The organism is Pandoraea sp. XJJ-1 (assembly GCF_026802345.1).
Lineage (GTDB): Bacteria > Pseudomonadota > Gammaproteobacteria > Burkholderiales > Burkholderiaceae > Pandoraea > Pandoraea cepalis.
This window is the reverse complement of sequence record NZ_CP113827.1, coordinates 4,239,114-4,251,400: the sequence shown is the minus strand read 5'-3', so window position 1 is coordinate 4,251,400 and position 12,287 is coordinate 4,239,114. Positions and strand designations below refer to the sequence as shown.

Genomic DNA, 12,287 nt, shown 5'->3' with positions numbered 1-12,287 from the left:
GCCTTTGGCCCCGACTCACCGTCGTTCTACCCCGTCGTCGCCCGTCGCGCGGTGACCGGCCTCGTGGTTCACGCCATTCACGCATTCGTCCCGGATTCTCTCGCAGCCGTACAGTGGCTTGCGCGCGCGTCGCGTGAGTGTGGTCGGCGTTCTTTGGCTTCAGCGAAAAGAAAAAGCCCGCACGAAGCGGGCTTTTTTTGTGTTCCGACCGGAGTCGGAACCGGCAAGCAACTTGAGTCTGCTTGACCGCTTGCGCGGTTAGGCAGCAGCCGACATCGCCTTGATGGCGGCCGACAGGCGGCTCTTTTGACGAGCGGCGGTGTTCTTGTGAACGATCTTCTTGTCAGCGATGATGTCGATCGTCTTGGCCGACTTGCGCAGCACTTCCTTGGCAGCGGTGGGGTCGCCAGCGGCGATGGCCTTGCGGACCGCCTTGACTGCCGTGCGCAGACGCGAGCGCAGTGCCGAGTTGTGGGCGTTGATCTTAACGGTTTGACGCGCGCGCTTGCGTGCTTGTGCGGTATTTGCCATGTTCGGTGAATTCCTTGAATTGCTCCGCCTGATGCGGCTTCTATGCAGTTTGGCTCGGCTCCCTGGGAGACACGGTGGCCAGGAAGCAATCCATTGACTTCGAAACCGTCGATTATAGCCGAACGCCAATGGAAATTGCAACTTCTTTGCTGCAATGCTGTGCGTATAATACGCGCAACATGAATTTGCTCAAAGCTCTCGCTACGGTCAGCGGTTTCACGATGCTCTCGCGCATCACCGGTCTGGTCCGTGAAATCCTTATTGCACGCATGTTTGGCGCCGGTCCCATGACCGACGCCTACAACGTCGCATTCCGCATCCCCAATCTGCTGCGCCGCCTGTCCGCCGAAGGTGCGTTTTCGCAGGCCTTCGTGCCGATTCTGGCCGAATTCAAGTCGCAGCGCAGTCATGAGGAGACGAGAACCCTCGTCGATTCAGTGACCACCGTGCTGTTCTGGGGGTTGCTGGCGATCACGATTGCCGGGGTGCTCGGCGCGACCGGGGTCGTCTATGCCGTCGCGACCGGGCTCTCGCGTGAGAACGGCACGTTCGACTCGGCCGTGTTCATGACGCGCGTGATGTTCCCATACATCACGCTCATCTCGATCACGACCCTTGCCGCCGGCGTGCTCAATACGTGGCGGCGATTCTCGATGCCCGCGTTCGCGCCCGTGCTGCTCAATCTCTGTTCGATCATCGCCTCGCTGTGGGTCGCGCCGCATCTGGCGAAGCCGGTCTACGCGCTGGCCTTCGCGGTGATCGTTGGCGGCGTGCTGCAATTGGTCATCCAGCTCCCGGCGCTCGCGCGCATCGACATGTTGCCGCGCATCACGATCAATATCGCGGCGGCGTTGCGTAACACCGGCGTGAAGCGGGTATTGGCGAAGATGGTGCCGGCCACGCTGGCCGTGTCGGTGGCGCAGGTGAGCCTCATCATCAACACGAACATCGCGTCGCGCCTCGCGCAGGGCAGCGTGTCGTGGCTGGCGTATGCCGACCGGCTGATGGAGTTTCCGACGGCATTGCTCGGTGTGGCGCTGGGCACGATCCTGCTGCCGAGCCTCTCGCGCGCCCATGCCGATGGCGATGGCGCCGAGTATTCAGCCTTGCTGGACTGGGGGCTGCGCCTGACCTTCCTGCTGGCGATGCCGAGTGCCGTCGCGCTGTTCGTCTACGCCGAGCCGCTGACCGCAACGCTCTATCAATATGGCCGTTTCGACGCGACCGACGTCGCGATGACGGCGCACGCGCTGACCGCCTATGGCGTCGGGCTGGTTGGCCTGATTCTCATCAAGATTCTGGCGCCCGGCTTCTATGCCAAGCAAGACATCAAGACGCCGGTGAAGATCGCCGTCGTGGTGCTCGTTGCCACGCAGCTCTCCAATCTGCTCTTCGTTCGGTGGTTCGCCCATGCGGGGCTTTCACTGTCGATCGGCGTGGGCGCGTGCATGAATGCGGTGTTGCTGTTCGCGGGGCTTTACAAGCGTGGTATCTACCGGCCGGCGCCCGGATGGCGTCTGTTCTTCGTGCAATTGCTGGCCGCCTGCCTGATTCTGGCGGGCTTGCTGCTGTGGTTCACCCAAAGCTTCGACTGGGTGGCGATGGGCGCGCGCCCGCTCTCGCGCATTGCGCTGCTTGGCGCCAGTCTGGTGCTATGCGCGGTGGTGTATTTCGGGGCATTATTCCTCATGGGTTTCAACTTCTCGTTCTTCCGCCGACGCACTCGCTAGCGATTCGCTCGCGCGCCACTGGCACGGTGGACTTCACGGATACCGCATGGCGAATCGATTTCTCGAGTATTTTGCTGCGCTGGTCGCGTCCGACGACGGTCTACCGCTGACCGAAGCGGCCATCGCCATCGCGCAAGACGTCTATCCCGATCTCGACGTTCAGGACACGCTGACCCGGATCGACGCGCTCGCCGCGCGTCTGGCCAAGCGTCTGCCGCCCGACGCCGGGCCCCTGCAGAAGCTCCAGTTGCTCGATCATTTCTTCTTCCGCGAACTCGGGTTCTCCGTCAACCAGAACGATTACTACGATCCGGACAACAGTCATCTGCATGTGGTGCTGGACCGGCGTCGCGGCATTCCGATTTCGTTGGCCGTGCTTTGCATGGAGATTGGGCACCAGATCGGCCTGCCGCTGCGAGGCTTGTCGTTCCCGGGGCATTTCCTGCTACGGCTTGCGGTACCGGCCGGCGACGTGGTCATCGACCCGATTTCGGGCAACTCGCTTTCGCCGCAGCGACTGCTCGAAATGGTCGAGCCCTATCTGAAGCACTATCGCGACGAGAGCGCCGAGCCGATTCAGGAGTTGGCGCTTTGGGCGTTGCTGCACCCCTTCCTGGAGCCCGCCACGCCGCGCGAAATTCTTGCGCGGATGTTGCGCAATCTGCGAGCGATCTACACGCAGAACGAGCGATGGGAACGCGTGCTTGCGGTGCAGGAACGCATGGTGCTCGTCTTGCCCGACCAGCCGGTCGAGCAGCGCGATCGCGGGCTGGCCTATGCTCGCCTTGGGCTGGTACGTCCGGCGCAGGACGACCTTGAGCACTACCTGGGCACGCGCCCCGATGCCGAAGACGCCAATGCGATTCGGCAGATTCTCGACGACCTGAGCCGTCGTCCGGGCAGTCACGGATAACGACCGGCGCTTCCTGTTCTCCCCCTGTCGTTTCCGTCGTCTCTAAGGCAAAACGCCCGCGGTGTCGGCTGGCGCTGCGGCATCGCGCGTCGTTCGTCGGGACGCGCGGGCCATTACGCCGACTGTGCCGCCAATTCCTGGACGCGTCGTTGCAGACCGGGTTTGTAGCCGAAGTGAAAGAACACCTCGGCCATCAGGAACATCGGTGCGATAAAGATCTGGAAGACGTTATCGAGCAGCGCGGGCTTGCGGCCCTCGAAATGATGGCCGATCAACTGAACGATCCAGCCGCCGACGAACAGCACGCCAAAGACGGTCAGCGCCCACGGCCACGACAAGGTGGCCAGGTGCTGTGTGATGGCCAGCAGCGCGGCGAAGAAGGCCGTCATGGCAAGTGCCAGCGGGACATCGAGCAGGAAGTAATACATCAGCAGCACCAGCACGATCACATGCGCGACATTCAAGCCGCTCGGGCCTAGCGGCAGCGCTGAGAGCGCCTGCATCACGGCCAGCATGATCATGGGAACGCCGAAGAAATGGGTCAGACGATTCTTGGGACTGCGGTGATAGCGCTGGTAGAACGACATCTGTTGCGCCAGTGATTTCATGCCAGCCTCCTGCCATGGGGACGGGAAGAACGCGGGATCGCCACCGACAGCCTCGGCGATTGAACCGACCGCAAGTGCGTTCGGATTTCCATTGTAGTCATCGCCGTAACGACAGTTTGTTGCGTTGCGGCAATTCGACTCACCCCGTTGATGCGCCGGGAGCGACACTCCCTGACATTGGCAAAAAAGGCGGCCCAGGGTGACCTGGCCGCCTTTCTCTACGTCGTCGTTCGCGCCGACCTGACCCCGGGCGCAGCGAATGCCGCACGGAGTCAAAGGGGCGACGCTCGCGTGCTTACTTCAGTGCCTCGAACACGCGCGCACGAATTTCGTCCACGCTGCCTTGCCCCGAGATCTTGCGATACTGCGGTGCCTCGACGGTCGCGCCCGGGCTGCCATGCTTCGCCCAATCCGAGTAGTACGCCACGAGCGGCTTGGTTTGCGATTCGTACACGCTCAGGCGTTTCTTGACGGTGTCTTCCTTGTCGTCGTCGCGCTGCACGAGCGGTTCGCCGGTCACGTCGTCCTTGCCTTCGACCTTGGGCGGGTTGAACGTGACGTGGTACGTACGACCCGATGCCGGATGCGTGCGTCGACCGCTCATGCGTGTGATGATTTCGTCGAAAGGCACGTCGATCTCGAGCACGAAGTCGATGGCGACACCGGCGTCCTTCATGGCTTCCGCCTGCGCAATCGTGCGCGGGAAGCCATCGAACAGGTAGCCGCTTTTGCAGTCGTCGGCGCTCAGGCGCTCACGCACCATGCCAATGATGACGGCGTCCGGCACGAGGTCGCCCGCGTCCATGTAACGCTTGGCTTCGAGGCCAAGCTGAGTGCCTTCCTTGATCGCGGCGCGCAGCATGTCGCCGGTCGAGATTTGCGGGATGCCGAATTTCTCTTTGATGAAAGTGGCTTGGGTGCCCTTGCCGGCCCCGGGTGCCCCCAACAAAATCAGACGCATCAATGACTCCTGAAAGTTTGTGATTTGTGAATGCTGTGCGTGCGGCAGGCAGGCGCGTCCCCGGGATTCGGCGGCGGTTGCGGGTCGTGTGACCGGCCAACCGCGCTGCGCGCAGGCGACGCGTCGGCAGGGCGCGTCGCGCGCAGCCGGGGAGGCTGCTCGCGAGAATCAGAGCGATTATGCCACGATGAGCCCGTCTGGCGGCGTTTTGCCAACCAATGGGCGTCGTACCGGTGCGATTTCCGGGACAAGCGCGCGAGCGATTGGCCGGCGTGCCAACGCCGGCATTCGTGCTGGATCGGGCGTTAGTTCCGCAGCAGCGCGCGAACGCGTTCGAGATCATCCGCTGTGTCCACGCCCGGCAGCGGGGCGTCGGCAGTCACGAGCACGGCAATGCGCTCGCCATGCCAGAGGGCGCGGAGTTGTTCGAGCGATTCGGCGGTTTCGATCGGGGCCTGCGGCAGGCTCGGATAAGTGCGCAGGAATTTGGCGCGATAGGCGTAAAGCCCGATGTGACGAAAGACGGGCGTGGTCGCCGCGGGTAACGTTGCGGTGTGGGCAAGCCCGGCGGACCATGCATCGCGCGACCACGGAATCGGCGCGCGCGAGAAGTAGAGGGCGCGGCTATGGGCGTCGAGCACGACCTTGACCACATTCGGCGAGAAGATCTCCGCGTTGTCGGTGATCGGATGCGCCGCCGTCGACAGGGCACATTCCGGGTGCTCGGCCAGATGCGCCGCTACCGCGTGCACCAGACGCGGATCGATGAGTGGCTCGTCGCCCTGCACATTGACGACGATCGTGTCGTCGGGCCACCCCTGCTGGACGGCCACCTCGGCGAGACGATCGGTGCCAGTCGGGTGATCCGCACGCGTCAGGGCGACATCGAAGCCGTGCGCGGCGACGGCATCGGCCACACGCTGTGAGTCGGTCGCGACGACCACCTGACACGCCCCCGATTCGCGCGCCCGCTCGGCCACGCGCACGACCATCGGCTTGCCGCCGATATCGGCGAGCGGCTTGTTCGGTAGACGCGTCGACGCGAGACGCGCCGGCACGACGGCGACAAAGTCGACGGTGTTCATCGAATCGCTCACGATGCCGGCTTGTCGCCGCTCAGCGGCACGGGCGTACCTTCGACGGACTGGCGCGCTTCATCGGCCAGCATGACGGGAATGCCGTCCCGAATCGGGTAAGCGAGCTTGTCGGCGTGGCAAATCAGCTCCTGGGCTTTCTTGTCGTACTCCAGGGGGCCCTTGCACAACGGGCAGACGAGAATCTCAAACAGTCGGTTGTCCACGCAATTTCTCCACTACCAGGGATACGAGGCGCGCGTCGAGCGCTGCCTCCGCAGGCACGGCCCACACGCGTGGGTCGGACCAGGTGACGCATTTTACTGCATCCTTTTCGGTGATCAGGATGGCATCGGCCGCGGCGCCGTCGAACGGATTCGTCGCAAAGTCGTAATGATCGGGCAACGCCAGCGTCTCGATCTGCAGACCTGCGCCACGCAGCGCCGCGAAGAAGCGCTCGGGCGCGCCGATACCGGCCGCCGCCAACACGCGTTTGCCCGAGAAGTGCACCAGCGCCCGGGTCAGGCTCGGCTGGCTCACGCACCAGGCATCGCCCAGCGTAAGTGTCAGCCGCCAGGTGTCGGGCCACTGGGGGAGCGTTTTGCCGTAAGGGTCGTTGATCAGATTGGCGTCGCGTCGCCGCGAGAGCGGTTCGCGCAACGGTCCGGCGGGCAGCAGGAAGCCGTTGCCGCCCAGCCGGTGGTCAAACACGGCGATTTCAACGTCACGCGCGAGCGCGTAATGTTGCAGGCCGTCGTCGCAAACGATGACGTCGCATGCCGGATGCGCGGCCAGCAGCGCGCGGCCACCTTCGACACGCGACGGCCACACCCACACCGGCACCCCCGTGCGCTTGGCGATCAGCAGCGGCTCGTCGCCGACCGCGTCGGGGCGTGCCGTTGGACTGACTTCGGTCGGACGTGGCAGCGTTGCCCCGTATCCGCGCGACAGAACGCCGGGCGTATAGCCGAGCGCGCGCAACGCGCCGACCAGCGCGATGACGGCTGGCGTTTTACCGGTGCCCCCCACGGTGAGATTGCCGACGACGACGACCGGAACCGGCAGCCGCGTCGACGTTCTCCATCCCCGGCGAAAGCTCAGGCGCCGCCAGGCCGCCATGGCGGCAAAAACCCACGATATCGGCCAGAGCAGCCAGGCGAGGAGTCCTCGTCGCTGCCACTGGGCGCTGACCCAATGCACCAACGAGCCCGACAGACGCGGCACCAGTGCGCGCGAGCGCCCGCCCGCGGCAGGGCTGGGGGGTGATGAAGGTGTCGTCATCGGGACGGTTGACCCGCCGCGCCGTGGGCCGTCGTCGAGCGTGCGGCGAACGTCAGGCGAGACAGACCGGCCTCGCGGGCGGCTTCCATGACGTTGATGACCGACTGATGCGCGCTTTTGGCGTCGGCATTGATCACGACGACCGGCGACTCGGCGTCGGTGTTCGCGGGACCGGCCGCTTGACGCAGCGCTGTCGTAAGGCTCGCGACATCGCGCTGCGCGAGCGCGTGCCGGTCAATGGCGTAACTGCCGTCGGCGCCGACCGAGACCACGATCTGACGTGGCGGCACGACGGCCTTCTGTGCATCGGCCGTCGGGAGGTTGACCTTCAGCGCCGTGTAGCGCGTGTAGGTCGTGGTGACCATCAGGAAGATCAGAATGACCAGCAGCACGTCGATGAGCGGGATCAGGTTGATCTCCGGTTCGTCGCGTGTGGAGAGACCTCGACGGAAATTCATCGTGCGTCCCTCGGATCAATGCCGCGGCAGCGTGGCATCGAGGAAATGGACCGCCTGCGTCTCGAGTTCGACCAGGAACGCGTCGACACGGGTGCGGTAGTAACGATAGAAGATCATCGCGGGAATCGCGATCATCAGACCGAAGCCGGTGTTATAGAGCGCAACCGAAATGCCGTGCGCCAATTGCGCGGGATCCGTGCCCGAGGCGTCTTGCGCACCAAAGATTTCGATCATGCCGACGACGGTGCCGAACAGGCCCATCAGCGGTGCGACCGACGCGATGGTGCCCAGCGCGGGCAGAAAACGCTCCAGTTCGTGCGCGACAGCACGTCCGGTCTCTTCCAATGCTTCTTTCGCGCCTTCACGTGGACCCTGCGGGTTGTGGGCGACGTAGCGAACGCCGGTGGCGAGCACGCGCCCGAGCATCGAGCCGCGCGCCAACGCGTCGGTCGCGTCTTGCTTGCCCGAACCACGCCTGGCGAGCGTGATGGCATTTTCGAGCACGCCGCTCGGCAGCACGCGGGTGCGGCGCAGCGACAGGGCGCGCTCGACGATCAGGGCGAGCGCGAAAACGGAGGCGATGAGAAGCGGCCAGATGGGCCAGCCGGCGGCCTGGATAACGGCAAACAAGGACGACCTCTTACTTATTGCGGGGGATCGGGCAAACGAGTCCGAACTGTAGCTTGCAGGGGGGGGATGGGCAAGCACCGTTTTCCACACCACAGGCGCACAAGGATGTGGAAAAGCTTGGGATACATTCAGCAACTGATTGATGCGACGTGATTTTTTCCTCCGTGATGAAAAAATGGGCAGGAAAACGTTTCAGAAATGAACATATCCGCAAACTCACGATTCCCAGTCAATCGCCGCGCGCCTGTGGATAACTATGTGAACATGTCGGCGAATCAAGCGATCGCGTGACGATCGCGTTGATATCGCTTCGCCGCATCGCCGCGAAGCGCTCCGCAAGGGCCGATAAATCAAGGGTTTGGCATCGGGGCGAAGGAAAAATGCGGCGACCGGGCGAGAAAACCCTTAAATTAGCGGGCCTGTGGACAGTTTTTTGCCGGCAAACACGCATGAACTTATCTTTCGACGACGCCCGGCCCGCTGGTGGCGCGGATCGCGTGCTAAGTGTTTCGGATTTGAACAAAGCCGTGGCCGGCGTGCTGGAGCGGAGCTTCCCCCTGGCATGGGTCAGCGGTGAAATTTCGAACTTCACGCGCGCGGCGAGCGGCCATTGGTATTTCTCGATCAAGGATGCGCAAGCGCAAATGCGCTGCGTGATGTTTCGCGGCCGCGCCCAGCACGCCGATTTCTCGCCGAAGGAGGGCGATCGGGTCGAAGTCCGCGCGCTGCTCTCCATGTATGTACCGCGCGGGGAGGTGCAGCTCAATGTCGAAGCGATCCGCCGCGCCGGGCAAGGCAATCTGTATGAGGCGTTTCTGCGACTCAAGGAAAAGCTGGCGGCGGCCGGGCTGTTCGACGCGGCGCGCAAGCGTGAGTTGCCGCGCTATGCCCGTCGCATTGGCGTCGTAACGTCGCTGCAGGCGGCAGCCCTGCGCGACGTGTTGACGACGCTCGCCCGGCGCGCACCGCACGTCTCGGTCGTGGTGTATCCCGCCCCGGTGCAGGGCGCCGATGCCGCCATGCGGCTCGCGGCGGCACTCGACACGGCCAACGCCCGCCGCGAGGTCGATACCCTGCTGCTTTGCCGGGGCGGCGGTGCGATCGAAGACCTGTGGGCATTCAACGAGGAAGTGCTGGCCCATGCCATTGCGCGCAGCGAGTTGCCCGTGGTGTCCGGTGTGGGGCATGAAACCGATTTCACCATTGCCGACTTTGTGGCGGACGTTCGGGCGCCCACGCCGACGGCGGCGGCGGAGCTGATCAGTGCGTCGCGCGACGAATGTTTGCGCGAGCTCGACCGTGAGCGCCAACGTCTGACGCGGGCCATGTGGCGCATGCTCGAGCAACGCGCCCAGCAGCTCGACAGTGTGTCGCGCGCGCTGGTGTCGCCGCGCGAGCGTCTGGCGCGCCAGCGGGGCGAACTGGCGCACTTGGCCGATCGGTTGCGTCACGCGCTTGAGCGCCCGTTGGCCCAGCGCCGCGGCCGCTTCGAAATGCTGCGCCTGCGTCTGACGCGTGCCGTGCCCGGCATCGCCCCGCAACACGAGCGCGTTGCGCTCCTCTCGCAGCGCCTGCAAAACGCGATGTCACGCCGCACGGAGCGCTCGGTACAACGGCTGGCCGATGCCACGGCGCAACTCGAGCTGCTCAACCCGCGCCGCACGCTGCAGCGCGGTTATGCCGCCGTGCTCGACGCCAAGGGACAGCCGTTGCGCGACCCCCGCAAACTCCAGCGCGGCCAGCACGTGACGATGCATCTGGCCGACGGCGCGGCCGATGTGGGTATTGGTGATGTTCAGGTCAGGCTAGACGATACTTTTTAGCGGGGCTTGGTACGGCAATCCGGGGCAATCGCGGGCATCATGCGTCGATCAGGCGGTATTGGCCAGCAATCGTCGCGTTGCAGCCACCCGGTGCGGCCCGGCGAGTAACCGTGCGGTTTGCGGGGTTATCGCATCTGCCCTAGAATCGATGGCTCCGGATAACGCAAAATCGGGTTCCCCTCAGAGCACAAAGGACAATCGCCATGGAACACAAGCTCCCTGAACTGCCGTACGCCATCGACGCACTCGCGCCGACCATCTCCAAGGAAACGATGGAGTATCACTACGGCAAGCATCACCAAGCCTATGTGACCAACTTGAACAACCTGATCAAGGGCACCGAATTCGAAAGCGCCAGCCTCGAAGACATCATCAAGAAGTCGTCGGGCGGCGTGTTCAACAACGCGGCGCAGGTGTGGAACCACACCTTCTTCTGGAACACGCTGTCGCCGAAGGGCGGCGGTGCGCCGTCGGGCGATCTGGCCAAGGCCATCGACGCCAAGTTCGGCTCGTTCGACGCGTTCAAGGAAACCTTCTCGAAGTCGGCCGTCGGCAACTTCGGTTCGGGCTGGACGTGGCTTGTGAAGAAGGCCGACGGGTCGGTCGACATCGTCAACACCAGCAACGCCGCCACGCCGCTGACCGGCGCGGACAAGCCGCTGATCACGATCGACGTGTGGGAACACGCGTACTACATCGACTACCGCAATGCCCGTCCGAAGTTCGTCGAGGCATTCTGGAACCTGGTCAACTGGGACTTCGCCGCAAAGAACTTCGCGTAATCGAGGCCCCGGACGTTGCCGGTCGACGTCGGCAACGTGCCAACGAGGTGACGTCAGGCGCCCGACCCGAGCGTCCGACGTCACCGGCAAAAAGAAAGCCCACCGCTCGCGGTGGGCTTTCTTTTTACTGCGGTTGCCAGACTGTAGGCATCTGCCCTGGGCTTGATGGCAATCAATATTTGCGGATCTGCGCGTCGTTAGAGTGTGCGTTTCAAACTCACCGAACAATGTATGCCCGACCCTGCGCCAACGCACGCCATCCCCGTGGCGAGCGCCTCTTGCACCCGCGATGCCTCGCGGGCAGCGACCGGTCGCGACGCCTCGCACGACCGCACACAACCCCACTCGCACTGCCACTGGCTCGCAGACGCCCGTCTCATGCGCAGCCTGCCGCCCGCAGCGTGGGCACTCTTCCGGTTGGCCGAACATAAGCGCGGCGGCACCGCGACCCACATGTGGCGTGTCGGCGCGCTCACCTGGCGTTTCGCCCAAGCGTTGGGGATCCCAGCGGTCGAGGCGCAGGCCCTCGGGCTCGCCGCCGCGCTGCACGACACCGGCAAGCTGTGTGTTCCGAACGCGATATTGGAAAAGCCGGGCAAGCTGACGCCCGATGAGATTCGCGTGATGCGCATGCATCCGCAATCAGGAGCCGACATACTGAGCACGCTCGGCGGCGCAGCCTGCGCGTTGGCCGCGACGGTCGCCCGCACGCATCACGAGCGTTACGACGGCGGTGGCTATCCGGGTGCGTTGTCGGGAAATCGTATTCCCCTGGCGGGACGGATCGTAGCGCTGGTCGATGTGTTCGACGCGCTCGCGAGTCACCGTCCGTATCGCGCGGCACTCAGTCCCGCGCAGATCGTCGAGGCGATGCTCGCGGAGCGCGGGCGTCACTTCGATCCATGGCTGCTGGATCGTTTTCTCGAGCGCTCGCTCGGACCGGCGTTGCGGCTATCGAGCGGCGCGTACTGAGCGCAACGCCATCATTCAGCGCGGCAGGCCGGAGATCTTTGCGCCGGGGCCGATGTGTTTGCTTTTGAACCAGCCTTGATTCATTTCCAGTGCGTAACGCACGGCGGCACGCGGGCAATGATTGTCTTCGGTCTGCGGCGCCATGTCTTCGATGTTGACGATCGTGCCGTCGTCGGCCAGGAACGCGATCGACAGTGGCAGATCGGTGTTCTTCATCCAGAAGCAGTGACCGGCGCGTTGTTCGAACACGAAGAGCATGCCGGCGTTGGCGGGCATCGTCGTGCGATACATCAGGCCCTGTTCGCGGTCGGCCTCATTCGCGGCGACCTCGGCCTTGATGAGATACATGCCGGCGGAGAGCTGAACGGTCGGGAACTGCCCGGCCTGCTTGATTTGTGCCGAGGCGCTGGCCGGCGCGATTGCCAGGAAGGCGGCGGTAGCGGCAAACGTGGCGCTGGCGGCGAGCGCGGCCAGTTGACGTGGAATCCGGATCACAAACGGCTCCTGGAAAGATCGGGGGAACGT

14 protein-coding genes are annotated in these 12,287 nt (G+C 64.1%); 5 read left to right on the top strand and 9 right to left on the bottom strand.

Features of this window, described 5'->3' with window-relative positions:
• Window positions 1-258 precede the first annotated feature (258 nt).
• Entirely contained in the window at window positions 259-531 is a 273-nt protein-coding gene (gene rpsT / locus OYT13_RS19570; RefSeq protein WP_017232742.1) for a 30S ribosomal protein S20, read from the bottom strand.
• A gap of 179 nt (window positions 532-710) precedes the next feature.
• Between rpsT and murJ the strand changes: the two genes are divergently transcribed.
• Both murJ and OYT13_RS19560 read left to right on the top strand, forming a co-directional pair.
• Window positions 711-2,261 carry a murein biosynthesis integral membrane protein MurJ gene (gene murJ, locus OYT13_RS19565; protein ID WP_026131734.1) on the top strand — a complete coding sequence of 517 codons (1,551 nt, stop codon included), beginning with the start codon at window positions 711-713 and terminating at the stop codon, window positions 2,259-2,261.
• Window positions 2,262-2,307: 46 nt separating this feature from the next.
• A complete protein-coding gene (locus tag OYT13_RS19560) occupies window positions 2,308-3,174 on the top strand; it encodes a SirB1 family protein (RefSeq protein ID WP_017232744.1) in 867 nt (288 codons plus the stop codon).
• A 113-nt stretch (window positions 3,175-3,287) separates the two neighbouring features.
• Here OYT13_RS19560 and OYT13_RS19555 read toward each other — a convergent pair whose 3' ends face one another.
• The 7 genes from OYT13_RS19555 to OYT13_RS19525 form a co-directional block, all read right to left on the bottom strand.
• Entirely contained in the window at window positions 3,288-3,782 is a 495-nt protein-coding gene (locus OYT13_RS19555) for an Mpo1 family 2-hydroxy fatty acid dioxygenase (protein WP_261938046.1), read from the bottom strand.
• Between the two features lie 295 nt (window positions 3,783-4,077).
• Entirely contained in the window at window positions 4,078-4,743 is a 666-nt protein-coding gene (gene adk, locus OYT13_RS19550; RefSeq protein ID WP_261938047.1) for an adenylate kinase, read from the bottom strand.
• A 305-nt stretch (window positions 4,744-5,048) separates the two neighbouring features.
• Window positions 5,049-5,828 (bottom strand): 3-deoxy-manno-octulosonate cytidylyltransferase, encoded by a 780-nt coding sequence (gene kdsB / locus OYT13_RS19545; protein ID WP_130027944.1) that lies wholly within the window; start codon window positions 5,826-5,828, stop codon window positions 5,049-5,051.
• A gap of 8 nt (window positions 5,829-5,836) precedes the next feature.
• Window positions 5,837-6,043 (bottom strand): Trm112 family protein, encoded by a 207-nt coding sequence (locus OYT13_RS19540; protein ID WP_017232748.1) that lies wholly within the window; start codon window positions 6,041-6,043, stop codon window positions 5,837-5,839.
• Window positions 6,024-7,040: a tetraacyldisaccharide 4'-kinase gene (gene lpxK / locus OYT13_RS19535; RefSeq protein WP_442796499.1), complete on the bottom strand. Its 1,017-nt coding sequence runs from the start codon at window positions 7,038-7,040 to the stop codon at window positions 6,024-6,026. The genes OYT13_RS19540 and lpxK overlap by 20 nt, the downstream gene beginning before the upstream one ends.
• Before the next feature lie 53 nt (window positions 7,041-7,093).
• Entirely contained in the window at window positions 7,094-7,555 is a 462-nt protein-coding gene (locus OYT13_RS19530; RefSeq protein WP_261938049.1) for an ExbD/TolR family protein, read from the bottom strand.
• Window positions 7,556-7,570: 15 nt separating this feature from the next.
• On the bottom strand, window positions 7,571-8,185 hold the full coding sequence (locus OYT13_RS19525) for a MotA/TolQ/ExbB proton channel family protein (protein WP_017232751.1): 615 nt from the start codon (window positions 8,183-8,185) through the stop codon (window positions 7,571-7,573).
• A 449-nt stretch (window positions 8,186-8,634) separates the two neighbouring features.
• On the opposite strand from OYT13_RS19525, the gene xseA reads away from it, so the two are divergent.
• The 3 genes from xseA to OYT13_RS19510 all read left to right on the top strand — a co-directional run bounded on the left by xseA (window position 8,635) and on the right by OYT13_RS19510 (window position 11,762).
• Window positions 8,635-10,008, top strand: a complete 1,374-nt coding sequence (gene xseA / locus OYT13_RS19520) for an exodeoxyribonuclease VII large subunit (RefSeq protein ID WP_261938051.1) — start codon at window positions 8,635-8,637, stop codon at window positions 10,006-10,008.
• A 203-nt stretch (window positions 10,009-10,211) separates the two neighbouring features.
• Window positions 10,212-10,790 carry a superoxide dismutase [Fe] gene (sodB, locus tag OYT13_RS19515; RefSeq protein WP_017232754.1) on the top strand — a complete coding sequence of 193 codons (579 nt, stop codon included), beginning with the start codon at window positions 10,212-10,214 and terminating at the stop codon, window positions 10,788-10,790.
• 231 nt (window positions 10,791-11,021) lie between these two features.
• The gene (locus tag OYT13_RS19510) at window positions 11,022-11,762 is read left to right on the top strand and encodes an HD-GYP domain-containing protein (RefSeq protein WP_268566844.1); all 741 of its coding nucleotides are present in this window, start codon (window positions 11,022-11,024) and stop codon (window positions 11,760-11,762) included.
• Window positions 11,763-11,777: 15 nt separating this feature from the next.
• On the opposite strand, the gene OYT13_RS19505 is transcribed toward OYT13_RS19510, so the two are convergent.
• Window positions 11,778-12,257: a DUF192 domain-containing protein gene (locus OYT13_RS19505; RefSeq protein ID WP_410007527.1), complete on the bottom strand. Its 480-nt coding sequence runs from the start codon at window positions 12,255-12,257 to the stop codon at window positions 11,778-11,780.
• Window positions 12,258-12,287 lie beyond the last annotated feature (30 nt).

Coding starts and splice junctions, on each gene's coding strand:
- xseA (WP_261938051.1), top strand. CDS start 8,635: ATGAACTTATCTTTCGACGACGCCCGGCCCGCTGGTGGCGCGGATCGC.
- OYT13_RS19510 (WP_268566844.1), top strand. CDS start 11,022: ATGCCCGACCCTGCGCCAACGCACGCCATCCCCGTGGCGAGCGCCTCT.
- kdsB (WP_130027944.1), bottom strand. CDS start 5,828: ATGAACACCGTCGACTTTGTCGCCGTCGTGCCGGCGCGTCTCGCGTCG.
- OYT13_RS19530 (WP_261938049.1), bottom strand. CDS start 7,555: ATGAATTTCCGTCGAGGTCTCTCCACACGCGACGAACCGGAGATCAAC.
- OYT13_RS19555 (WP_261938046.1), bottom strand. CDS start 3,782: ATGAAATCACTGGCGCAACAGATGTCGTTCTACCAGCGCTATCACCGC.
- OYT13_RS19560 (WP_017232744.1), top strand. CDS start 2,308: ATGGCGAATCGATTTCTCGAGTATTTTGCTGCGCTGGTCGCGTCCGAC.
- sodB (WP_017232754.1), top strand. CDS start 10,212: ATGGAACACAAGCTCCCTGAACTGCCGTACGCCATCGACGCACTCGCG.
- murJ (WP_026131734.1), top strand. CDS start 711: ATGAATTTGCTCAAAGCTCTCGCTACGGTCAGCGGTTTCACGATGCTC.
- adk (WP_261938047.1), bottom strand. CDS start 4,743: ATGCGTCTGATTTTGTTGGGGGCACCCGGGGCCGGCAAGGGCACCCAA.
- rpsT (WP_017232742.1), bottom strand. CDS start 531: ATGGCAAATACCGCACAAGCACGCAAGCGCGCGCGTCAAACCGTTAAG.